This is a genomic window from Bifidobacterium sp. 7101 (assembly GCF_000499285.1).
Taxonomy (GTDB): domain Bacteria; phylum Actinomycetota; class Actinomycetes; order Actinomycetales; family Bifidobacteriaceae; genus Bombiscardovia; species Bombiscardovia apis_A.
On the sequence record NZ_AWUN01000004.1, the window covers coordinates 25,642 to 49,617 of the forward strand.

Consider the following 23,976-nt stretch of genomic DNA (forward strand, 5'->3'; position numbering starts at 1 on the left):
GTCCCTGTTGGAATGCCTCAACCATGGTCGCTCTCCTTCCCGGAGCGGATCAGCGCCCGCTCAGATACGTGTTCAGATCCCCCGCGATGAGTCCGTTGGTGGCCACAACGTCGTTGCTGCCCTCCCAGCGCACATGCCCGCCATCCCAGCGCCAGAGGGTGCCCTTGGCCTCCCGGACCACGACAGCCGCCGCAGAGACGGCAGGGATGTCCCAGGAGTGCAGGGCCGGTTCGAAGTAGGCATCGTAGCTACCATCCGCCACCCGGCACAGGTCCAACGAGACCGGACCGACGCGCTTGATGTCGGCAGGCTTGCCGGCCATGCGCGAGACGATCTGCAGGACCTTTTCGGACTCGTTGGGGAAGTAGGACATGCCGAAGCTGATCACTGATCCGGTCAGGGTGGTCATCGTGGAGGGGATGATCTTCTCCCGCTTGTCGCCCACGATGGTCCGTCGAATCCTGATGGCACCCTGGCCCTTGGCCGCCAGATAGGTCAGGCCCAGGACCGGGGCATGCACGATGCCCAGGACCGGTGATGCGTGGCCTTTCTCGTCCACGGCAAAGAGGGAGATGGTCAGCGTCCATTCGGCCATGTTGCGTACGTAGTTGACCGGACCGTCGATGTGGCCCAGGCACCAGTAGCGTCCGCCCGGACGACGGTTGCCGGCCTCCTCCTCCCAGAAGCCGTCCATGGGGTCCAGGGCAGCGATCTTGGTCCGGCAGTAGCGGATCAGACGCGTGTCAATGCTCGGCGAGAATTGGGTGCCTTGGCCGATGGCTGAGGTGGATCGGGGATCGTGGGGGTTGATCTGGTCCTGAAGGGCATGACGGCCGGCCTCCACGGCAATGGTGGCGGCCTGCATGGCCAAATCGCGCAATTCCATACTTCTCTTCTCTTTCAAACGGGTGGTCGAGGCATTGCCGACCGTGGTCCACCGGTGGTCGTCCGGTCGGATATCGGACTAATTTCTGCGCTATCAGCAGTATATGCCGCGGCCATCCCGGCAGAAAGACCGTGTGTGACCCAGCGGATCGGACAGGTCCACAACCCTGGTCCTAGGCTCTCCCTCCGGTCCCTGCTCCTCAAGAATGACACGACTCCAGGAAATGGCCCTGACTGCATCAGGGCAACGGTGAAGCAGCTGGGAACGGTACCAGGCCCGAGTCTGCTCAGGACCCTGGTCCATGGCTCTGGTGACCTGTTCGGGATTGGCCAGTCGCAGCAAGGATCCTCTAAGTCGCCAAGGCAGGTCACGGCCGGGATCCACCCGTGCCCAGGCCAGATCCAGGGCCGCCAGACGGGGATCCGACCAGTCGGATATGGACCGACGACGGCGCAGACGCTCCAAGAGCTGCCACTTGAGCAGCCATTCCAACCTGCCTGCCTGGTCATGCATGGCCAGACGGGCCTCGTCATCACCCGAACGCACCAGAGCCAGATCCTCGAGCGCCTGGTCCCAGAGGTTCAGAACCCTGTCCTCGGAAGAACCTGGCCGGTCGGCATCCCGTCTAGTCTGGCGGACCGCATCCAGCAGTGCCCTTTGGATGGTCAGCGCATCAGCGCATCCTCCGTTTGCCAAAGCCAAAGGCTTGGTCAGAGTTACATCTCGCGAAACCGTGTGCAGGGCCGCCACCGGATCATCCAGCGCCCAGCGATCCAGGAGCTCATCGACCTGACTGGTCGAACCACCCTCGGACTCCAAGAGCTCCAGCAGCAGATCGGTGGTCCCCAGCTTGAGGACCAAGGGTGCATCCAACCGGTTGGCATCGCCTACAATCACGTGGAGACGGCGGCTGCCCGGCCCGGCGTGTGACTCGTCCCGGGTATTGATGATCGGTCGTCCGAAGGTGGTCTGCAGTCCAATCCGGCTGGTCAGATAGTCGGCGCGCTGGCTGAGCTGGAAGCCAGCCTCCTCGCTCCTGGGCCCCAGGCCCACTCTGCCCGAACCGGTATAAATCTGGCGGGTAACGAAGTGAATGGTCATCAGGGCCGCCACCCTGGCGAAGGGCACTGCCCTATCCATCAGGTAATTCTCATGCGATCCCCAGGCGGCACCCTTGCCGTCCACGTTGTTCTTGTAAAGGGCCAGGCCTCCGGCTCTTTCTGCGGCCTGTGCCATCATCCGGTCCCCCGCGCGGTCCTGGACCAGAGCATCGAAGGCATTCACTGTCTCCGCCGAGGCATACTCAGGGTGGGCGTGATCCACATAAATCCGCGCACCATTGGGAGCTGCCACATCGATCAGCCGGGCACCGGGCGCATCAGTGAGCATGCTCGGCGCGGCAGCGGAACGCGGCAGCCGACCTCCCCTGGCGTCATTGACCGGATCCTCGCCCCCGTAGTCCCAGCGGATGTGCGCCAAGTCCGGCTGGGCAGCGGCCCTTACCAGACGCAGGGCCAAAGTACGCGGATCAGCGCCGGGATCCTGGGGGTCGGCAATGGCATACTCCGTCTCGGTACCCATGACCCGTCCGGAACTCATGACCGCTCTCCTGGCCCGTCGACTGGGCGAACCTCCTGGACCTGTCCCGGGCGCAGTCCGGCCAGATCAGCCCAACGGTTCGGATCCTGGCCGCGGAGCTCCTCCAGAGTGTCCTCATACTGCCCACGAACCGCCCTCATGCAGAGTCCACGGTCAAGGCCCACCTGCTGTCCCTGCTCGATGGAGGCTTTGACCGCCATGGTCTTGACCCGATCAACCAGGTTATGCAGCATGGCGCCGGAGACCACGGACTCCAGGTAGAGGGGCTGCCAGCGGCCCGTGGCATCCATGATCCTGCCCAGCAGGTGGTCATCATCCTGAGCGAAGAGTCCGTCAACCAGTACCTGGATCAGCTCCTCTGGCCTGGCATCATCCTCCATGGGCATATCGGAGCTCAGATACTTGCCCAGGATGGCGGCGGACCTGATCCTGTCGGGCCTGTCGATGCGGATCTTGACATCCAGCCGTCCTGGACGTAGAACCGCCGGGTCAATCATGTCGATGCGGTTGGAGGCACCGATGACCATGACCTGGTCCAGGGACTCGACACCGTCCAGCTCGGTCAGGAACTGGGGGACGATGGTGGTCTCCACATCCGACGAGATGCCCGATCCTCGGGTACGCAAGAGGGCATCCATCTCGTCGATGAAAACCACCACGGGCCCACCCTGGTCTGCCAGGCTACGGGCCCGGGCGAAGAGACGGCGGACCAGACGTTCGGACTCGCCCACAAACTTGTTGAGCACCTCGGGGCCCTTGACCGACAGGAAGACCCCGTGGCCGTCGCTCTCCTGGGCCAGGGCTCGAGCCAGGGCCTTGGCAATCATGGTCTTGCCATTGCCGGGCGGCCCATAGAGCAGAACACCCTTGGGAGCCTGAAGCCCATAACGACGCATCAGATCGGCGTGCTGGAAGGGCAGCTGGACAGCATCCCGGATACGTTCAATCTGCCTGTCCAGACCGCCAATGTCAGAGAAGTCCACGTCAGGAGTCTCCTCCAGCAGCATGTCGGACTGGTCAGACTCAGGCAGAACAGCCAGGGCCATTGAACAGCTTTCGTCCATGAGCAAGGCGCTACCCGCCTCGATGGGCTGGTCCTGCAGAGATCCTGCGCGTGCAACAACGCGAGTCTGTCCCGAGGAGTCTTCCACCAGCAAGGCTCCGGATTCCAAGGTCTCCCGCAGCGTGCGAACCTGCCCGGTCACCGGCTGATCGCCCACACGCACCACCACCATATCGGCATTGAGCAGAACCTCCTGGCCGGCCCTGATCCGCTCGGCGTGTATATCGGGCGCCAGAGGCACCACCATCCGTCTGGAACCGTTCAGGATCAGCAGGCGGGCCTGCTGCACCCCCTGGCTGTCATAGGCGACGGAATCCACGCCCAGGGCAAGGGCGACCGTCAAGGGCGGTTGGCCCAGCTGGGCCAACTGGCTCTTGGCCTTGGACAGTTCCTTGGCAGCCCTGGTCAGCGCCGCAGCCAGGGCCCGGTTGCGCCGATCAGCGGCCTGGTCCTGGTCATTGGCAGGTTCAGCCTGCTCAACATCATCGGACTGCATGACTTCCCTCCTTCGTCCGTCCCTGGGAGCCTCGCTCGGCCTGGACAGCCAGCCGGGCGGAAGGACTCAGCTGCAACGGGCTCCGTCCTCCAAACGAGCTCCACGGGCCCAGTCCATGGCCTTCATGGCACGCTTGCCGGCGGCCTTGACCATCTGCAGCTCCAAGGGCAGAGTCTTGGTACCCACCCAGAGATGGCGACGGTCCATGGCCAGCCGACCCGGCTCCAGATGCGAAGGAAGACCAGGCTCATCCCCTCGGGCTGGTGCAGCCTTGAGCACGGTCAGTCCCGTCTGCTTGTCCTGCGGGTCATCGCCTTGCCGATACAGACACCAGGCTCCCGGTTCCGGGCTGCAGGCCCGGACCTGTCGATCCAGGGCGAAAACGGGCACATCGAAACGCATGTGGGCGTCCTGATGGGTGATTTTGGCGGCCACCTGGTAGGCGCCCTGCGTCTGCTCCTTGGGTTGAATCCGACCTTTAGCAAGGGCCTCCAGGCTGGCAGCCAGCAGGTGGGATCCGTCCTCAGCCAGGCGATCCAGCAGCTCGCCCGAGGTCTCGTGCGGCCCGATCTCCACGGTGGATTGGGCCAGGATTGGCCCTTCATCCATACCGGCCGTCAGCCGAAAGACCGTGGCGCCGGTAATGGTATCCCCGGCCCAGATGGCCCGCTGTACCGGAGCTGCCCCCCGCCACTGCGGCAGCAGTGAAAAGTGCAGGTTGTACCAGCCACCCTCAAAGGCATCCAGAACCGGCTGGCGCAGGATCCGCCCGTAGGCCACGACGGCCGCACAGCTGGCACCCGTATCCTGCAGCCGAGCTGGAAAGTCCGGATCGGAGGGGTTGTTCTCAAGAACAGGAATCCCCAGCTTCAGTGCCTCAGCCTTGACCGGACTGGGATGCAGATGCCTTCCACGCCCCTGGGGGGCATCGGGTCTAGTGAGCACGGCAGCAACCCGGAAATGCTCCTGATCGGCCGCCAGCAATCTCAGAGATGGCAAGGCGACCTGAGGCGTGCCTGCAAACAGCAATGTCATGACCATATGGGCAATCTCCTTTTCATCTGACGACTGTGGACCTCTGCACGTTCACTGCACCTGAGGAATATTCACCCCTGCCTCGATCAGGGCAGTGCGCAGCCCGTAAGGGTCACTGAATCGCAGGCTGCGGATGCCGGCCTTGTTGGCGCCGACTACATTCATACCCTTATCATCCACGAAGAGGGTCCTGTCAGCCCGGATTTCGAACCGATCCAGGGCATACCGGTAGATGGCCGGGTCAGGCTTACGCATGTGGATGGGCCCGGAGACCACCACTCCATCCAGCCTATGCAGGAAGGAGTCGCCGTCCCAGGCGTGATGGAAGAGCTCGGCGCCCCAGTTGGTCAACCCCCAGACGCCCAAGCCTGCCGCCTTCAGGTCCTCCACCAGCATGCGGGCACCAGGAACCGGACCGGTCAGCGAATCGACAAAGTGGTCACAGTAGTAGGCGAACATGTCATCCCAGGGGGATCCGCAGTTGGCGGCCACCCAGTCACGGGCCTGGGCACAGGTGGCTCCACCATCCATCATGTTGTTGGCCCGGTAGAAGCCGGAACGGCTGTCGTCCAGCATGGCTTCGATGCTCCTGCGCCCGTATCGGGCCACCATGGCCATCTCGGGCTGCCAACGAATCAGGACGTTGCCGAAGTCGAAGATGACCTGTTCAATGGGCTGCCCCTGGGCCTGAGCCGCTTTCTGCTCGGCCTGGATCACATCTGCTTCAACCTGGATCTCGCCCGGCCATCCCTTCATGACTCTCCGCCTTTCCTGAATTCGTTCGTATGCGCCTCTGCCTGCGCCCCCTCATGAAACCACTCCGCATAGACCCCCTGCATATCCGCTTGAAGCACCAATCAGGTCAAATCCTTGGGATCCATCCGGAAGCGCAGCTCTCCTCGCCCGCGACCGGCCACATACTTGGCCTGAGCCTGCTTGAGATCGTCAGCCAGCTTGTCCCGGCGGCTGGTGGGCACCCGAACCAGGGCTCGGACCCTGTCCTGCGTTCCCTCCAGATAGCCGGCTTTCAGCGTGGACGGCGCCGGTATGGGCACAGGCCCAAGCAGGGCAGGAACAGGCTCAGGGCCAGCATCTGTCACGGCCTCCTGACCCGGCGTAATCCCGACGGCGTCCAGCATCCAGACGACGGCCTCCCTTTCGCCCCAGATTGCTGCCATACCAACAGCAGGGGGCATGGCAGTCAACCGACGGTCTTCCAGATCGGCAGCCGCCAATACCGACCCCTGCCAGGTCATCAGCGCCTGGGCCAGCTGGGGATCGCACTCCCCCAGCAGGAGCACCTGACCTCCCTGGGCCCGGGAGCGGCAGAAGGAGGCCACGCGCATCCAGGCTCCCAGGGTGTCCATACGCGCATCGACGCCAGGGGCATACAGGCTGGTCCAGGCATCCAGAATTGCCACGGCCCGGTATCCTCGCGACAGCCGGGGCAGATCCGAATCGCCAGTATCTGTATTGTTGCCATCGACGCCCGAGCCAACCACCCTGGGCTCGGCGCCCGGGGTGGCGATGACCAGACTGGGACGATCCTTTATGTATTCGACCACCCCGCGAGGCTGGCTGGGCGAAGAAATGACGATGGGCACATTTCTGAAGAGCATGCGCAGCTCCTGGGCCGTCCCGGCGGCGCCTACCCTGACCACCCGGAGCCGTGAACCCCCGCAATCCGGGCAGGACCAGTCCGTAGCCGCGGCCCCGCACCAGGCACATCGGGGCGCCCCAGGTCGTCTTGCCCGCAGGGGTCCGGTGCAACGCGGGCAACGGGCCTGATGATGGCAACGAGCGCAACTCAGACTTTCGAAGATGCCGTCCTGAGGAATGGACAGCAGAACCGGACCACGCTCCAAGGCTTTGTTTATAACGGCGACGGCGGTATGAGGAACCCGGGCGCCCACGGTCGGGTCGGCCAGATGGCTCAGTTCCTCCCTATTCAGCCAGCGGATCCAGGGCAGCAGGGTCGTCACTGCGGACCGGTCAAGCGACAAAGCAGTGCCTGGACCGGTCACGCCAGAGTCTGCCTCGGTGGCCTCGGGCAGACTCTCCCAATGGGAACGTACACTTCTGGCACGGGCCATGGCCAGGAAGACTCCGCCGTGGGCACGCGCCCGCAGCCTCAGCACTCCGCGGGCGTTGGCGTATGGCATCATCCCGTCGGCGTACTGGTAGCTGGCGTCGTCCATCAGAGCGAAGAGGGCCGGACCCTCCACCGGGGCGTACATGGCAGCCCGCAGCCCTATGACGCAGCGGACCTGACCTGAGGCCAGGGCAAGGTAGGCCCTGTAACGCTCGGCAGGAGCCATACCGCTGTCCAGAATGGCGAAATCTCCGGACCAGCCACGGGTCTCCTGTTTGCCAGGACCTGCGACGACAGAAGGGCCGAAGGGACGCAACCCCAGTTGCTGGAGGACTGCGGACAGGTGGACCACCTGACGGGTGCCCGGCAGCACCATAACCGCCGACCGGTCGGCCAGCAAGGCAGCTATCAGCACCCTGGCAGCCAACAGGGCGGCTTGATCCATGCCAGGCAGAATGTCAGCCAAAAAGGCGGCGAAGGCATCATCTTCCAGCGACTGATCCAGTTTTCCCAGCCCCTGGTAGCCCGAGTCAAGCCTCTGCTTCAGCTTCTGTTGTCGCTGGGCCAGCCCAGCCACCCAGGCGGGGTCGGATGCCAAACGAGGCTGACCGGGAACCAACTGCTGCTCCTTGTCGATGCGGGCCACGCGAGGAGGCAGGGCCAACCGTAGAATGTTGGCCTCAGTACCCCCATAGGCTCTGGCGATGGCAGTGATGTCCGCGCGCAGGGAAGATGAGATCAGGCTGCGATCCAGCACCACCCGTTCCAGGAAACGCAGGGAGGCGCGGGGAACCTGGCTGTCTGCCGCGCGTTCCCAGATGATGCCGTTGACCCTGCGCGCCCCGAACCGGACGCGAACCAGACATCCCGGCTGTGCATGATCGTCCTGGTCCGCATCCACCAGATAATCGAAGGTCCCGCCCAGATGAGTGGCCTGCACATCCAGCACCACCCGTGCCACAGGGAGTTCATGGGCCGGTCGGCGCGGAGGTTTCTTTCGACTGCTGCTCGAACGACGGCGCGGGGCAAGACCATCCAGGGCGGGCTGACTGACATCCTGCGAATCCATGGCTTCTCCCCTCGCTTTCACAATTAAGAGAGCCACGGCGGATTCCCCAGTCGATGACCTGGGAACCCGCCGTGGCTCTTGATGAACAGCTACTACCTGGTCATGCCGATGGCGGCCTTGAGCTCGCCCACCTTGTCCACCTGCTCCCAGGTGAAGTCGGGATCCTCCCGGCCGAAGTGCCCATAGGCTGCAGTCTTGGCATAGATAGGTCTCAACAGATCCAGCTCGTCGATGATGGCAGCAGGCCGCAGGTCGAAGACCTCGCGCACGGCCTCCTGGATCTGCTCCCGGCTGACCCCCTCCTCGGTGCCGTAGGTCTCAACGTTGACGCTGACCGGATCGGCCACGCCAATGGCATAGGCCACCTGGACCTCGACCTTGTGCGCAAACCCAGCGGCCACGATGTTCTTGGCCACCCAACGCGCCGCATAGGCAGCGGACCGGTCGACCTTGCTGGGATCCTTACCGGAGAAGGCGCCGCCTCCATGATGGGCCGCACCGCCATAAGTGTCCACGATGATCTTGCGTCCGGTCAGCCCTGCGTCAGCCGCAGGACCGCCCAGAACAAAGGAACCGGTCGGATTGACCAGCACCCGGTAGCCCTGGTGTTCGACGGCCTTGCCGCAGACGCGATCCAGGACGGGCGTGATGACATGCTCCATCAACTGCTCCTGCAGCCAGTCATGCCCGACCTCGGGATCGTGCTGGGTGGAGATGAGGACCGTGTCAACACGACGGGGGCGGTCATCCTGATCGTATTCGATGGTGACCTGGGTCTTGCCGTCGGGCCGCAAGTGAGGGATGATCCCCTCCTTGCGCACCTGTGCCAGCCGGAAGGCCAGCTGGTGAGCCAGATAGATGGGCAGGGGCATGAGCGTGTCGGTCTCATCGCAGGCGTACCCGAACATGACGCCCTGGTCACCGGCCCCCTGGGACTGATAACGCTCCTCACGGGTGGCAGCACTCTCCTGGCTGGCCGACAACCGTTCCACACCCTGGTTGATTTCCTTGCTCTGCTCGCTCAGAGCCACGGTCACACCGCAGGAATCCGCATCCAGTCCAATTTCTGACGATGTGTAGCCAATTCTACGCAGCACCGACCGGACCTGGGACTGAATGTCCGTGTAGCCTTGGGATGAGACCTCTCCGAAGACGAAGAAGAGACCAGTGGCCGCCGAGGTCTCCACTGCCACATGCGAGTGCGGATCCTGGGCGATCAAATCGTCCAGGATGGCATCGGAAATCTGGTCGCAGACCTTGTCTGGATGGCCCTCGGTCACTGATTCAGCCGAAATCAGCCGTCGCTCTGTCATTTCATTCACCTTTGTCTAGAAACCGTCACCGCCCGAGGACCCTGTACCGAGAGTCGAAAGGCTCAGTTGCCTTCGCTCAGATCGTCCTCGCCCAGGGTCTCCTCAAGCAGACCCTCGTTGATCTCGCGGAAGGCGATGGACAGGGGCTTCTCCTGGTTCTGGTACTCGACCAGTGGACCGACGTTCTGCAACAGGCCCTCATTGAGCTGTGTGAAATAGGAATTGATCTGACGGGCCCGCTTGGCCGCGAAGATAGAGAGCGCATACTTCGAATCGGCGTGCTTCATGAGGTCGTCGATGGGAGGATTCGCAAATCCCTGCGGATGGGGCTCGGTACCGAATGCCATAAGATGTTTCTCCAATTCAACTGGATGAACCATTCATTCAATCTGTATGATTTTACCGCCGGGGCTCGATTTTAGCCTCGGATACTTCTCTGCCGGGAAAAGCATTGTAAACACGCCAAAAATTCCAACATGTGGTCATGTTGGCGCCGTCGCTGTCCCTGTTCACTTGAATAAAACTATGCAGATGCGATCAGCCAAGTTGATGAAGGAACGAGAGTTCGCGGGCGCCCGTGCTCTCTATCGTGCCGCTGGCGTCAAGGGTGAGGACTTCGGCAAGCCCATCGTGGCCATCGCCAATTCCTTCTCTGAGTTCGTGCCCGGCCACGTCCACCTGAACAAGGTGGGACGCCTGGTCTCCAAGGCCGTCAAGGAAGCGGGAGGCATCCCCCGCGAGTTCAACACCATCGCAGTGGACGACGGCATCGCCATGGGCCATACGGGCATGCTCTACTCCCTGCCCAGCCGTGACCTGATCGCGGACGCTGTGGAGTACTCGGTCAACGCCCACTGCGCCGATGCCCTGATCTGCATTTCCAACTGTGACAAAATCACCCCCGGCATGCTCATGGCCGCTCTGCGTCTTAACATTCCCACGGTCTTCGTCTCCGGCGGCCCCATGGAGGCCGGACGTACAGTCATGCCCGACGGAACAGTCCAAGAGAGCACGGATCTGATTGACGTCATGTATGCATCGGCGGATGACAGCATCGACGATGCAGGTCTGCTGGCCCTGGAGAAGACGGTCTGTCCCACCTGCGGTTCCTGCGCCGGCATGTTCACTGCCAACTCAATGAACTGCCTGACTGAGGCCATGGGTCTGGCTCTGCCCGGCAACGGCACCACCCTGGCCTCCCACACAGCCCGGAAGATGCTCTTCGAACGGGCCGGCAAGCTGGTCGTCGAAATCGCCAACCGGTACTATCAGGATGACGACGACTCGGTCCTGCCGCGTTCCATCGCCACCAAGAAAGCCTTCGAAAACGCCATGACCATGGATGTAGCCATGGGTGGGTCGACCAACACCGTCCTGCACATCCTGGCTGCCGCACAGTCGGCGGATGTGGACTTCACCCTGGACGACATCGAGCGCATCTCCCACACGGTCCCCTGCATCTGCAAGGCCTCTCCCTCCGGAGACTGGGAGATATCCGACGTCCACCGGGCCGGTGGCATCTGCGGCATCCTGGGCGAGCTGGACCGTGGCGGAGTCCTTCACCAGGACACGCATTCCATCGACTACCCGGACCTGGAGTCCAAGCTCAACGACTGGGACATCATGCGCCCCACCTGCCTGGACCAGGCCAAGGAGCTCTACCATGCAGCGCCCGGGCACATCACCTCCCCAGAGCCTTTCAATCAGTCCAAGGAGTGGGAGGACCTGGACACCGACCGCGTCAACGGCGCCATCCATGACTTGGATCATCCGGCCGTCTCAGAAGGCGGTCTGGCCATCCTGCGTGGCAACCTGGCCCCCGATGGCTGCGTGGTCAAGACCGCAGGCGTGCCCAAGGAGATCTGGAACTTCCGCGGACCGGCCCTGGTGGTCGAATCACAGGAGCAGGCCGTGGAGGTCATCCTCAATGGTACCCTGCACAAGGGTCAGGCCCTGGTCATCCGTTACGAGGGACCCAAGGGCGGCCCAGGCATGCAGGAGATGCTCTACCCCACCTCATTCGTCAAGGGCAAGGGCATCGGCAAGGACGTGGCCCTGTTGACCGATGGCCGTTACTCCGGCGGCTCGTCAGGCCTGGCCATCGGCCATATCGCTCCTGAAGCAGCCAATAAGGGCCCCATCGCCCTGATCCGCAACGGCGACATGATCCGCATCGACATCCCCAACCGGCGTGTAGACGTGGAGCTGAGCGATGAGGAACTCGCCCAGCGTCGCGCAGAGCTGGAGGCCGGCGAAGGTTATGTGGCTCACAGGGACCGCAAGGTCTCCCTGGCGCTGAAGGCCTATGCCGCCTTCGCCCGCTCGGCAGACAAGGGCGCCACCCGCGATCCGGATCTAATCAACCGGCTGTCCGGTCTGGACTGATAAAACAAAATCCCCCAATCGGGCTCTGACTCGATTGGGGGATTTTTGACTCTTCCGAAGTAAAGGCCAGGTACTCAGAGACCGTATTCCTTGGCGATTACCTCCCAGAGCGCCTGGGCTGCTTTATCCACGCTGTCATTGACTATGACCTGGTCGAACTGATCCTCTGAGGCCAGTTCCACCTTGGCCGTCTCCAACCTGCGGGCCCGCTGTTCCTCATTTTCGGTTCCCCGCATGTTCAGCCTGGTGACCAGGTCCTGGAATGAGGGCGGCGCCAGGAAGACGTAGAACACTTCCAGGCCCAGCTCCCCCGCCCGTTGGCGGACACGATGCGCCCCCTGCAGATCTATTTCCAAAATCGTGGGCACCCCTGCCGCCAGATGGTCCAGAACCGGCTGCAGCGGGGTGCCATAGTGGGACATGCCATGGACCAGGGCGGTCTCCAGAAAGTCCCCAGCGGCCTCCCTGCGGGCAAACTCCTGTTCATCCATGAACCAGTAGGTGATGCCGTCCTTTTCACCCGGACGCGGCGCCCGGGTTGTGGCCGAGACGGAGACCCAGACCTCAGGGTGGGCATGGCGCAGGGCTGCTTCCACAGTGCCCTTGCCTACGGCCGTGGGCCCCGTCAGCACGATCAACCGGCCGCCCGTCTTCCCCGGCCCCCCGGTCTGCTCTTCCGAAGAGTCCTGACTCGACATGTCGGCACCGTTGATCGCTGACACGGCCACTTCCTTTCCTAAAGGTCATCCTCCGGCATATCCGGACCGGAACATGGGTCAATCATATAGCCAGTGCCTACCTGGCCTTCTCCAGCTCCAGCAGTCGGGCGGCATGTTCTTGAATGCTCATGACCTCGTAGTCGTCCTTTTTGACCACGTCAATGGCCATCAGGGCGGCTGAGAATTCGGTGATGGTGGTGAACTGCGGCAGATCCGCAGCTATGGCAGCCACCCGGATCAGATAGCCATCGGAGCGCGAACCCCTGGAGCTGGGCGTGTTGAGGATCATGTCGATGGCTCCATCCTCAATAAGCTGGACAGGATTCCTACCCATATGCCTGACCCCATCCGAGTCCGTGAAGGCCCGACCCTGCTCTTCGCCATCGCTGATCTTGTCGACAACGGCCACATCGAAGCCGTACCGACGCAGGACGGAGGCCGTGCCACTGGTGGCGCAGATGCTGAAGCCCTGCTCCAACAGACGGGCGGCCAGCATGGGCAGCTGGCGCTTATCCGCGTCATTGACCGACAGGAAGGCGACCCCACCAGTGGGCAAACCGCCCTGGTAGGCGGCCAGCTGGCTCTTGGCAAAGGCGTGGGGGAAGTCCCGATCGAAGCCCATGACCTCTCCGGTTGAGCGCATCTCCGGACCCAGCAGGATGTCCACGGTCCGACCCACCGGAGTGCGGAAGCGCTTGAAGGGCAGGACGGACTCCTTGACCGCCACAGGCTGGCCGACACGAACCATGCCGCCGTCGCCGACGGGCAGGAGTAGACCATTGGCTCGTTGCTGCTCGATAGTCTCCCCCACCATGATCCGCGCCGCTGCCTTGGCCAGTGCCGTACCCGTGGCCTTGGAAGCGAAGGGAACGGTCCGGGAGGCGCGAGGATTGGCCTCGATTACATAGAGGGTGTTGGCCATGAAGGCATACTGAACATTGATCAGCCCCTGGACCCCGCAGCCTTGGGCTATAGCCAGGGTGGCCTGCCGCAGCCGGTTGATCTGATCATCGGAGAGGGTTGAGGGCGGCAAGGTGCAGGCAGCATCACCGGAGTGGACCCCGGCCTCCTCCACATGCTCCATGATTCCGCCGATATAGAGCTCCTGCCCGTCATAGAGGGCATCCACATCGATCTCGATGGCATCCTGAAGGAACTTGTCAATCAGCAGGGGCGAGGGCAGACGGCCAGAGACCACCGTATCGGCCTTGGCCTCATCCAGGGCGCGATCCACGTAGGTGGCCAGCTGCTGGTCGTCGTAGACGATCTCCATGCCCCGTCCCCCCAGCACGTAGGAGGGCCTTACCAGAACCGGGTAGCCGATGGCGTGGGCTGCCTCCTTGGCCTCATCCAGGGAGAGAGCGGTGCCGTACCGTGGAGCGTTCAGATGCTCCTTGCTGAGCACCTGACCGAAGAGCTCGCGGTTCTCGGCCAGGTCGATGGACTCGGGACTGGTTCCAAGAATAGGGACCCCGGCCGCCTTGAGCCTGGCCGCCAGGGACAAGGGCGTCTGCCCGCCCAGCTGAACAATGACCCCCTTGACCGGTCCCATGGCCTTTTCGGCCCGGTAGATCTCCAGAACGTCCTCGAAGGTCAGCGGCTCGAAATAGAGCCTGTCCGACATGTCATAGTCGGTGGAGACCGTCTCGGGATTGCAGTTGACCATGATGGTGTCATAGTCCTTGCCCAGCTCCTGGACAGCGTGCACGCAGGTGTAATCGAACTCGACGCCCTGGCCGATCCGGTTGGGGCCCGAGCCCAGAATGATGACCGCCTCGCGTTGACGGGGTCGCAGCTCGGACTCGTCGGCGTAGCAGGAGTAGTAGTAGGGCGTTACTGCATCGAACTCGGCTGCGCAGGTGTCCACAGTCTTGTAGACAGGATGAAGACCGAAGGCCCAGCGCAGCTCCCTGACGACCGCCTCACCCTGGTCGCCCATACCGCGCAGGTGGGCGATTTGCAGATCGCTTAGTCCCGATTGCTTGGCCCGGCGCAGCAAATCCTCGTCCAGGACCTCGGACTGGCGCACCTGAAGGGCCAACTCGTTGATCATGCTGATCTGCTCCAGGAACCAGGGGTCGATCCTGGTGGACTGGTGGACCTGCTCCACGGTGGCTCCGCCCCAGAAGGCCCGCTGAATCTGCAGGTAGCGGTGCTCGGTGGGAGTGTGCATGGCCTCCAGCAGCTGGTTCGTCTCGGCCTGGTCGGGCCGGGGGCCATCCCAGGAGAAGGTCATGTGCCGCTTGTCGATGGAGCGCATGGCCTTGCCCAGGGACTCGCGGAAGTTGCCGGCCAGGGCCATGGCCTCGCCTACGGACTTCATCGAGGTGGTCAGGGTCGGGTCGGCCCCGGGGAACTTTTCGAAGGTGAAGCGCGGGATCTTGGTGACCACGTAATCGATGGTCGGTTCGAAGGAGGCAGGGGTTGAGCGGGTGATGTCGTTCTCAATCTCATCCAGGGTGTATCCCAGGGCCAGCTTGACCGCAATCTTGGCAATGGGGAAACCGGTGGCCTTGGAAGCCAGAGCCGAGGAGCGCGAAACACGCGGGTTCATTTCGATGACGATGATCCGGCCGTTCTTGGGATTGACGGCGAACTGGATGTTGCAGCCGCCCGTATCCACCCCCACACCGCGGATGATGGCGATGCCGATGTCGCGCATGCGCTGATACTCCCGGTCGGTCAGGGTGAAGACCGGGGCCACGGTGATGGAGTCGCCGGTGTGCACGCCGACCGGGTCCACGTTCTCGATGGGACAGACCACGACCACATTGTCCAGGCGGTCGCGCATGAGCTCAAGCTCATACTCCTTCCACCCCTCGATGCCTTCCTCCAGGAGGATCTCATCGGTGGGTGAATAGTGGATTCCTGCACCGGCGATCCTTTGCAGCTCTTCGCGATCATGGGCGATTCCCGAGCCCAGGCCGCCCATGGTGAAGGAGGGGCGAACAACCAGGGGATAGCCCAGTTCGCCGGCTACCGCCTCGGCCTCATCCAGGCTGTGGGCGATGCGGGACCTGGCTGATTCGGCACCGGCCTGATCTACCACCTGCTTGAAGAGCTCACGGTCCTCTCCCCTGTCGATGGCCTCCAGCGACGCGCCGATCAGCTCAACCCCGTAGCGCTCCAGCACGCCGGCCTTGCCCAGCTCCACGGCCGCATTCAGCGCGGTCTGGCCACCCAGGGTAGGAAGGAGGGCATCGGGCCGCTCCTTGGCGATGATACGCTCCAGGAAGGGCACGGTGATGGGCTCGATGTAGGTGGCATCGGCCATCTCGGGGTCCGTCATGATGGTGGCGGGATTGGAGTTGACCAGGATGACGCGAATCCCCTCTTCGCGCAGCACCCGGCAGGCCTGGGTCCCCGAATAGTCGAATTCGGCCGCCTGCCCGATGACGATGGGCCCCGAGCCGATGACCATGACCGAATGGATGTCCTGCCGCTTAGGCATGTGCCTTCCCTTCCTTGGCGTCCTGCATCAAAGTGACGAACCTGTCGAACAGATAGGAGGCATCGTGCGGGCCAGCCGCCGCCTCCGGATGGTATTGGACGGAGAAGGCCGGGATATCCAGGCACTCCAGACCCTCGACCACTCCGTCGTTGAGATCGACATGAGAGACCCGGACTCGACCATACCGGCCTTCACCATAGGGCGAAGGCACCGGGTCCCCCTTGGGTGCCTTGACTGCGAATCCGTGATTATGGGCGGTGATCTCAACCTTGCCGGTGCTCAAATCCATGACCGGCTGATTGATGCCGCGATGACCGAATTTCAGCTTATAGGTCTCGAAACCAAGGGCACGGCCCAGAAGCTGGTTGCCCAGGCAGATGCCGAAGAATGGCAGCCCGGCATCCAGAACCTGTCTGAGGAGCGACACCTCTCCGTTTGCAGTCGATGGATCGCCTGGACCGTTGGAGAAGAAAACCCCGTCAGGCCCCAGGGCCTGTATCTGCTCGATAGTGGTGTCCACGGGAAGTACGTGGACCCTGCACCCGCGCTCAGCCAGCCTGTGAGGGGTCATTGACTTGATTCCCAAATCCACCGCCGCCACCGTGCAGACGGGCTCGCTCCCCTGACGATCTCCGGTTGGTTCGACGATATAGGGCCTGTCCGTGCTGACCTCGCCGGTCAGGTGGGATCCACTCATCTGAGGGGCCGAACGGACCTGGTCAAGGAGTTCCTGCATGGTTCCAGGCCTGCCGCCGTCGTTGAAAGTTGTCTCCGGGCCTGAAAAAATACCGGCCCGCATGACACCTGCAGAACGCAAGTGCCGCACGAGCCGGCGGGTGTCTATATGACTGATACCGACGATGCCTTGATCGACCAGCTGGTCGTGGAGACTGCCACGGGCCCGCCAGTTGCTGAAGTCGGGGCTGGGTTCCCGGACCACATACCCTGCCACCCAAATCCTGTCCGACTCCCCGTCCTGGTCGTTGACACCGGTATTACCGATGTGGGGGAAGGTCTGCACAACGATCTGCCGTGCATAGCTGGGATCCGTCAGGGTTTCCTGATACCCCGTCATTCCGGTCGAGAAAACAATTTCACCTATGCTAGTGCCCACCGCTCCGAAGGCTCTCCCCGGATACACTTCCCCATCCTCAAGGATGAGCAAGGCTCGATTGGAGAAACGGCTATCGGAGGTGATGGTGTTGGTGTCTTTCAGGTTCACCGAACCCCCTTGATTACCGCGGATATTCGCATCCATATTAATGACCCCCATGGATTATGCCGGTCGAATCATCCAAAAGACCGTTGGGTAAATTTCGCAGGATAGACTGCAGGTCAACCAGTCCGGATATGACAAAAGGCCGACCTGATGCCCTAACAGCCAGCGGACATCGGTCGGCCTTTATCCGGATCATTGCTCAGTCGGCTGAAGGACGATCCACGCCGGGGGTCAGTTCATCCGGTAAGGTCAGTTTCAGCTGGTCCAAGCTTGGGGCCGACTGGTCCACCGCATGGTCAAGAACCTGGTCGGAGTCGGAGTCCTCTCCTGCAGATCCCCTCGCTACCGATTCCGACTCGCTGCCAACATAGGCGGACTTTGAGGAGGCAGGCTCGGGATCCGCAACCTCTGCTTTTGCACCGTCGAATTCATCATCAGAAATGTCCGCATCGGCCTCGGCATCAGCCAAGGCAGCGATCCGATCGGCTTGTTCGCGACGGGCCTGATGCTCATCCTTCTCATGCTCCAAGGCGCTCAGAACGCCATGGATGAAGGAGGGAGCATCGGCATCCGACAGGGTCTTGGCCAAGGACAAAGCTTCATCGATGGCCACCTTGTCGGGGACGTCAGGGTTGTAGAGCATCTCCCAAGCGGCGATACGCAGAATGTTGCGGTCGATGGCGTGCATGCGGCTCAGCGGCCACCGGGTGGAATGGGTCTGTAGGGACCCATCGATATCTCGACGGTGCTCCGCTACGCCCTCAACGATGGTCACGGCATAGGCGGGCAGAGGTGTCTGCGCCCCCGGCCGAACCTTGCGCTCCTCCAGCAGAGAGAGGAAATCCTGGCTCTTCTCATCGGCCTCATACAGGGTGTTCAAGGCCCGCTTGCGGGCTGTGGAACGTGCCATGGATGTGTGGTTTCCGCCTTGCTCAGTTCTCGCGGCCCAGGTAGGAGCCGTCGCGGGTATCCACCTTGACCTTCTCACCCTCGCCTACAAAGAGGGGCACCTGGATCTCGGCCCCGGTCTCCACAGTTGCGGGCTTGGTGCCGGCGTTGGAGCGGTTGCCCTGGACGCCGGGCTCGGTTGCAGTCACGGTCAGCACCACGGATGCAGGCAACTCCACAGACAGGGGGTTGCCATCATGGAAGCTGATAATGCAGTCGGTGCCCTCAAGCAGGAAGCGCTCCTGATCGCCGACCAGGGCCTCGGGGATGTTGACCTGCTCATAGGTGTTCATATCCATGAAGACGAAGGAGTCACCGTCCCGGTAGGAGTACTGCATGGTCCGGTTGTCCACGGTCTCGAAGTCCATCTTCATGCCCGCGTTGAATGTACGGTCCACGATCTTGCCTGAAAGGACGTCCTTGATAGTCGTGCGCACAAAGGCCGGCCCCTTGCCCGGTTTGACGTGCTGGAACTTGATGACGGTCCAAAGCTTGCCGTCCAGGTTGATGACCGATCCGTTCTTGATGTCGTTGGAAGTCTGTGCCACCTTGATACCACCTCATTCTGATGAACGTTCCTTCGGAGGGCTCCTGGCCATCTGCCGAAAGCACCGGGCCACACAGGATCCGGCCCGCTCGCGATAAATCCTCGCCTATTATGCCACGGCGCATGAACACCGTGAACGGTCCGGCGGCGAGACCTGCCGGATATGGGCGGGGCCCGGAATCACAGGAAGGATTCCGGGCCCCGTCATTGGATTGTGCCGATAAGCGACAGGCAATCCTACTCGATGATCTTGGTGACTCGACCTGAACCGACCGTGTGGCCGCCTTCACGAACAGCGAAGGTCAGGCCCTCCTCCATGGCGACGGGCTGAATCAGCTCGACGGAGAAGGTGGCGTGATCGCCAGGCTGAACCATCTCCACGCCCTCGGGCAGGGTGATGACGCCGGTAACGTCGGTGGTCCGGAAGTAGAACTGCGGACGGTAGTTGGAGAAGAACGGCGAGTGGCGTCCACCCTCGTCCTTGGTCAGCACGTAGACTTCGCCCTCGAACTTGTGGTGAGGGGTCACGGTGCCGGGAGCGGCCACGACCTGTCCGCGCTCGACGTCCTCACGGCCGATGCCGCGCAGCAGCAGACCGGTGTTGTCGCCAGCCTCGGCCTCGTCCATCTGCTTGTGGAAGGTCTCGATGGAGGTGACGGTGGTGGACTGGGTGTCCCGCAGACCGACGATCTCCACGTTGGTGTTCACGGGCAGCTTGCCACGCTCGACACGACCGGTCACCACAGTGCCACGGCCGGAGATGGTGAAGACATCCTCGATGGGCATCAGGAAGGGCTTGTCCAGGTCATGGACAGGGGTGGGGATGTAGTCGTCGACGGCATCCATGAGGTCCTTGATGGTCTGAACCCACTTGTCGTGGTCAGGGGCATCGTCATGCAGGGCGCCGTAGGCGGAGGTGCGGATGACGGGGCAGTCGCGGTCGAAGCCGTTCTCATCCAGCAGATCGCGGACTTCCTCCTCGACCAGCTCGATCAGCTCTTCGTCGTCGACCATGTCGCACTTGTTCAGGGCGACCAGGATCTTCGGCACGCCGACCTGGCGGGCCAGCAGCACGTGCTCACGAGTCTGGGCCATGGGGCCGTCGGTGGCGGCGACCACCAGGATGGCACCATCCATCTGAGCAGCGCCGGTAATCATGTTCTTGACGAAGTCGGCGTGTCCAGGGCAGTCCACGTGGGCGTAATGGCGCTTGGCGGTCTGGTACTCGATGTGCGCGATGTTGATGGTGATGCCGCGCTCCTTCTCCTCAGGAGCAGCATCAATCTGAGCGAAATCGTACTCGGGGTTGACGTCCGGGTACTCCTCATGCAGCACCTTGGAGATGGCCGCGGTCAGGGTGGTCTTGCCGTGATCGACGTGGCCGATGGTGCCAATGTTAACGTGCGGCTTGGTCCGCTCGTACTTTTCCTTTGCCATTGTGTTTTGTCCTCCTGGACGTCTCGTAGGTTGCCTGCGCGAACCACGCACAGAGCACTCGCTACATATTACTGGGTTATCGGGTTCTTTGCCACTTTTGCCCTCCGCCCAGTCAGCGCTACAAGAGTGTAACGCCGACTTGTGACAGAAGAGCCTTTTTGCAGGGGCCCGCCGTGGCGGCGGGCCAAACCAGCCTTACTCGCCTCGCTGGGCCTTGATGATCTCGTCGCTGACAGTCTTGGGAACCTCAGCGTAAGAGTCCATCTGCATGGTGAACATGGCGCGTCCCTGGGTCTTGGACCTGAGGTCGCCAATGTAGCCGAACATCTCCGACAGGGGCACCTTGGCGTCGATGACCTTGACGCCGGTGGCGTCTGTCATGGACTGGATGGAGCCACGACGGGAGTTGATGTCACCCATGACGTCGCCCATGTACTCCTCGGGAGTACGGACCTCGACAGCCATGATGGGCTCGAGGATGACGGGCTTGGCCTTGGGAGCAGCCTCCTTGAAGCACATGGAGCCGGCGATCTTGAAGGCCATCTCCGAAGAGTCGACCTCGTGGATCTGGCCATCGGTCAGGGTCGCCTTGACACCCACGACCGGGAAGCCTGCCAGCACACCGGACTCCATTGCCTCCTGCACACCAGCATCGACCGAAGGGATGAACTCCTTGGTGATGTGGCCGCCGGTGACCTTGTTCTCAAAGATGTAGGATTCGCCCTCGGAAGTGTCCAGGGGCTCGAAGTTCATGAGCACCTTGGCGAACTGGCCGGAACCACCGGTCTGCTTCTTGTGGGTGTACTCCTGGTTCATGACAGGCTTGCGGATGGTCTCGCGGTAAGCCACCTGGGGCTTGCCCACGTTGCACTCCACATGGAACTCGCGGCGCATGCGGTCCACCAGGATGTCCAGCTGGAGCTCGCCCATGCCGGAGATCAGGGTCTGGCCGGACTCCTCGTCCGTCTTGACCTGGAAGGTGGGATCCTCCTCGGAGAGCTTCTGCAGGGCGATGCCCATCTTCTCCTGGTCGGCCTTGGTCTTGGGCTCCACGGCCACCTCGATCACAGGATCGGGGAAGGTCATGGATTCCAGCACCAGCGGCGCCTTCTCGTCGCACAGGGTGTCACCAGTGGTGACGTTCTTGAGTCCGACGAAGGCGTAGATGTTGCCGGCGATGGCCTCGTCGACCGGATTCTCCTTGTTGGAGTGCATCTGGAAGAGCTTGCCTACGCGCTCCTTCTTGTCCTTGGTGGAGTCCAGGACCGTTTCGCCCTGGGCCACCTTGCCGGAGTAGACACGCACGTAGATCAGCTTGCCGTAGAAGGGGTGGGTGGCCACCTTGAAGGCCAGGGCCGAGAAGGGCTCGTCCACAGTGGGCTTGCGATCGATCTCGACGGACTCGTCGCCGATCTTGTAGCCCTTGATGGCCGGAACGTCCTCGGGGCTGGGCAGGTAGTCAACAACCGCGTCCAGCATGGGCTGCACGCCCTTGTCCTTGAAGGCGGATCCGCAGAAGACCGGGAAGGCCGACTGCTCGATGGTCATCTTGCGCACAGCGGTACGAATCTCCTGCTGGGAGATCTCCTCACCGCCCAGGTACTTCTCCAGCAGGTCCTCGTCCGACTCGGCCACGGCCTCAAGCAGCTCGGTGTGGTACTGCTCGGCCTTGTCCTTGAGATCGTCGGGGATCTCGATGGTGTCGTACTTGGCGCCCAGGTCGGCCTCGTCCTTCCAGTAGTAGGCCACCATGCGCACCAGGTCGACCACGCCGTGGAAGTCGCTCTCAGCGCCGATAGGCAGCTGCATGACCAGCGGCTTGACGCCCAGCTTGTCCTTGATGGTGTCCACCGAGTAGTAGAAGTCGGCGCCCAGCTTGTCCATCTTGTTGATGAAGCAGATGCGGGGCACGCCATACTTGTCGGCCTGACGCCAGACGGTCTCGGACTGGGGCTCCACGCCCTCCTTGCCGTCGAACACCGCCACAGCGCCATCGAGCACGCGCAAGGAGCGCTCCACCTCGGCGGTGAAGTCCACGTGGCCAGGGGTGTCGATGATGTTGATCTGATAGCGGTCCTCAGGATCGTGGGACTGGCGGTTCCAGAAGGCCGTGATGGCGGCGGAGGTGATCGTGATGCCACGTTCCTTCTCCTGGTCCATCCAGTCCATGGTGGAGGCGCCGTCGTGGGTCTCGCCGATCTTGTAGTTGACGCCGGTGTAGTAGAGGATACGCTCGGTCGTCGTTGTCTTGCCGGCATCGATGTGGGCCATGATGCCGATGTTGCGGACCTTGGTCAGGTCCGTGAGCACGTCTTGTGCCATAATTCCTTGTTCTCGCTCTCTTGGGATTACCAGCGATAGTGGGCGAACGCCTTGTTGGCCTCGGCCATCTTGTGGGTGTCCTCGCGGCGCTTGACCGCTGCACCCAGGCCGTTGGAGGCATCAAGGATCTCGTTGGCCAGCCGCTCCGACATGGTCTTCTCACGACGGGCGCGGCTGTAATCGGTCAGCCACCGCAATGAGAGCGTATTGGCGCGGTTAGGCTTGACCTCGACAGGGACCTGGTAGGTGGCGCCGCCGACACGGCGGCTGCGGACCTCCAGGCTGGGACGAATGTTGTCCAGGGCGCGCTTGAGCACGGCCACGGGCTCCTGGTCGGTCTTCTCCTTGACCTGCTCCAGAGCGGTGTAGACGATGTTCTCAGCGATGGACTTCTTGCCGTCCAGCAGGATCTTGTTGATCAGCTGGGCCACCACGGTGGAACCGTAGATGGGATCGGGCAGGAGCTGGTGCTTTTTAGCTGGTCCTTTGCGTGACATGTGTTACTTGGCCTTCTTTGCTCCATACAGGGAACGGCCCTGCTTGCGATCCTTGACTCCCTGGGTATCCAGCGCACCGCGCACGATGTGGTAGCGCACGCCGGGCAGATCCTTGACACGTCCGCCGCGTACCAGCACGATGGAGTGCTCCTGCAGGTTGTGGCCCTCGCCGGGGATGTAGGCTGAAACCTCAATGCCGGAGCTCAGACGGACACGGGCAACCTTCCGCAGAGCCGAATTCGGCTTCTTGGGGGTGGTGGTGTAGACACGGGTGCACACGCCGCGACGCAGCGGGCTGCCCTTGAGTGCCAAAGTCTTCGACTTGCGAGGCTTGGCCTTGCGCCCTTTGCGGACGAGCTGTTCAATTGTTGGCAACTGACTCTCTCCGATTCCTTCGATGAACTTGTCTTCGTTTGCGCTGCGAGACCGCCGCACCGCAGCCGCAGTCGCTCCAAGTAGGAGAGATCAGCCACTGTCCACCGGCCCGATGGCCCCTGATCCTCCTGCCGGGCATTGCTGCCTGCACTCTTCGGATTCGGGGATATCCCGACAAGCTCACCTGTGACATAAGGCGTGCTGTCGGCACACACGATGAACAGTATATCACCAGGGCAGACATGGCCACATCATGAACTTGGAAGTATGCTCTGGGCTTTGCCCACTGTGATGACGCAGTGGAACAGCTGGCGGGAAAGCTCTGGCAGGAATATCTAACAGATCTTTGCACATACCTGTATTTATAGGTATCTATTGATTAATAATCGGTTGTCCGCCTATAACAGATCCCTTATATATAGGTGTCGGAAATTGATATCTCAATCAGTAAATATGGATGACTGGGAATATAGCGGCCGGTGTCCGGTGACACAAATGCCATTGTCCGGCTATTCTCTGAAAT

Annotated in this window: 17 protein-coding genes and 1 pseudogene; 1 reads left to right on the forward strand and 17 read right to left on the reverse strand. The window is 62.2% G+C overall.

What is annotated here, in order from left to right; all coding sequences use genetic code 11:
* Positions 1–49 precede the first annotated feature (49 nt).
* The 8 genes from P272_RS0105780 to rpoZ all read right to left on the reverse strand — a co-directional run bounded on the left by P272_RS0105780 (position 50) and on the right by rpoZ (position 9,900).
* Complete coding sequence (locus P272_RS0105780; RefSeq protein ID WP_029678595.1) at positions 50–886, reverse strand: inositol monophosphatase family protein; 837 nt, start codon at positions 884–886, stop codon at positions 50–52.
* A 93-nt stretch (positions 887–979) separates the two neighbouring features.
* A complete protein-coding gene (gene dop / locus P272_RS0105785) occupies positions 980–2,485 on the reverse strand; it encodes a depupylase/deamidase Dop (RefSeq protein WP_029678596.1) in 1,506 nt (501 codons plus the stop codon).
* Entirely contained in the window at positions 2,482–4,044 is a 1,563-nt protein-coding gene (arc, locus tag P272_RS0105790; protein WP_029678597.1) for a proteasome ATPase, read from the reverse strand. The genes dop and arc overlap by 4 nt, the downstream gene beginning before the upstream one ends.
* Before the next feature lie 66 nt (positions 4,045–4,110).
* Positions 4,111–5,085 carry a methionyl-tRNA formyltransferase gene (gene fmt / locus P272_RS0105795; protein WP_029678599.1) on the reverse strand — a complete coding sequence of 325 codons (975 nt, stop codon included), beginning with the start codon at positions 5,083–5,085 and terminating at the stop codon, positions 4,111–4,113.
* A 45-nt stretch (positions 5,086–5,130) separates the two neighbouring features.
* On the reverse strand, positions 5,131–5,835 hold the full coding sequence (locus P272_RS0105800; RefSeq protein ID WP_029678600.1) for an HAD family hydrolase: 705 nt from the start codon (positions 5,833–5,835) through the stop codon (positions 5,131–5,133).
* 101 nt (positions 5,836–5,936) lie between these two features.
* A complete protein-coding gene (locus tag P272_RS0105810; protein ID WP_029678601.1) occupies positions 5,937–8,240 on the reverse strand; it encodes a primosome assembly protein PriA in 2,304 nt (767 codons plus the stop codon).
* 92 nt (positions 8,241–8,332) lie between these two features.
* Positions 8,333–9,553, reverse strand: a complete 1,221-nt coding sequence (gene metK / locus P272_RS0105815; protein ID WP_029678602.1) for a methionine adenosyltransferase — start codon at positions 9,551–9,553, stop codon at positions 8,333–8,335.
* A gap of 62 nt (positions 9,554–9,615) precedes the next feature.
* Positions 9,616–9,900 (reverse strand): DNA-directed RNA polymerase subunit omega, encoded by a 285-nt coding sequence (rpoZ, locus tag P272_RS0105820; RefSeq protein ID WP_015022131.1) that lies wholly within the window; start codon positions 9,898–9,900, stop codon positions 9,616–9,618.
* 178 nt (positions 9,901–10,078) lie between these two features.
* Here rpoZ and ilvD point away from each other — a divergent pair, with 178 nt between their 5' ends.
* Positions 10,079–11,938, forward strand: coding sequence for a dihydroxy-acid dehydratase (gene ilvD, locus P272_RS0105825; protein WP_029678603.1), 1,860 nt, complete (start codon positions 10,079–10,081; stop codon positions 11,936–11,938).
* 74 nt (positions 11,939–12,012) lie between these two features.
* On the opposite strand, the gene gmk is transcribed toward ilvD, so the two are convergent.
* The 9 genes and pseudogenes from gmk to rpsL all read right to left on the reverse strand — a co-directional run bounded on the left by gmk (position 12,013) and on the right by rpsL (position 23,453).
* Positions 12,013–12,636 (reverse strand): guanylate kinase, encoded by a 624-nt coding sequence (gmk, locus tag P272_RS0105830; RefSeq protein ID WP_044097862.1) that lies wholly within the window; start codon positions 12,634–12,636, stop codon positions 12,013–12,015.
* A gap of 97 nt (positions 12,637–12,733) precedes the next feature.
* Positions 12,734–16,108, reverse strand: a complete 3,375-nt coding sequence (carB, locus tag P272_RS0105835; protein WP_029678605.1) for a carbamoyl-phosphate synthase large subunit — start codon at positions 16,106–16,108, stop codon at positions 12,734–12,736.
* Positions 16,101–17,330: a glutamine-hydrolyzing carbamoyl-phosphate synthase small subunit gene (gene carA / locus P272_RS0105840; RefSeq protein WP_044097841.1), complete on the reverse strand. Its 1,230-nt coding sequence runs from the start codon at positions 17,328–17,330 to the stop codon at positions 16,101–16,103. Before carA ends, carB begins: the two co-directional genes overlap by 8 nt.
* Positions 17,331–17,808: 478 nt before the next feature.
* Positions 17,809–18,237 (reverse strand): annotated as a pseudogene (gene nusB, locus P272_RS09680) (transcription antitermination factor NusB); the annotation flags it as partial.
* A 22-nt stretch (positions 18,238–18,259) separates the two neighbouring features.
* The gene (gene efp / locus P272_RS0105850) at positions 18,260–18,823 is read right to left on the reverse strand and encodes an elongation factor P (RefSeq protein ID WP_015022137.1); all 564 of its coding nucleotides are present in this window, start codon (positions 18,821–18,823) and stop codon (positions 18,260–18,262) included.
* A gap of 236 nt (positions 18,824–19,059) precedes the next feature.
* Positions 19,060–20,259 (reverse strand): elongation factor Tu, encoded by a 1,200-nt coding sequence (gene tuf / locus P272_RS0105855; protein ID WP_015022138.1) that lies wholly within the window; start codon positions 20,257–20,259, stop codon positions 19,060–19,062.
* 195 nt (positions 20,260–20,454) lie between these two features.
* Positions 20,455–22,581 (reverse strand): elongation factor G, encoded by a 2,127-nt coding sequence (fusA, locus tag P272_RS0105860; protein ID WP_029678608.1) that lies wholly within the window; start codon positions 22,579–22,581, stop codon positions 20,455–20,457.
* Positions 22,582–22,607: 26 nt separating this feature from the next.
* The gene (rpsG, locus tag P272_RS0105865; RefSeq protein ID WP_015022140.1) at positions 22,608–23,078 is read right to left on the reverse strand and encodes a 30S ribosomal protein S7; all 471 of its coding nucleotides are present in this window, start codon (positions 23,076–23,078) and stop codon (positions 22,608–22,610) included.
* A gap of 3 nt (positions 23,079–23,081) precedes the next feature.
* Positions 23,082–23,453, reverse strand: coding sequence for a 30S ribosomal protein S12 (gene rpsL / locus P272_RS0105870; RefSeq protein ID WP_015022141.1), 372 nt, complete (start codon positions 23,451–23,453; stop codon positions 23,082–23,084).
* Positions 23,454–23,976: the final 523 nt, after the last annotated feature.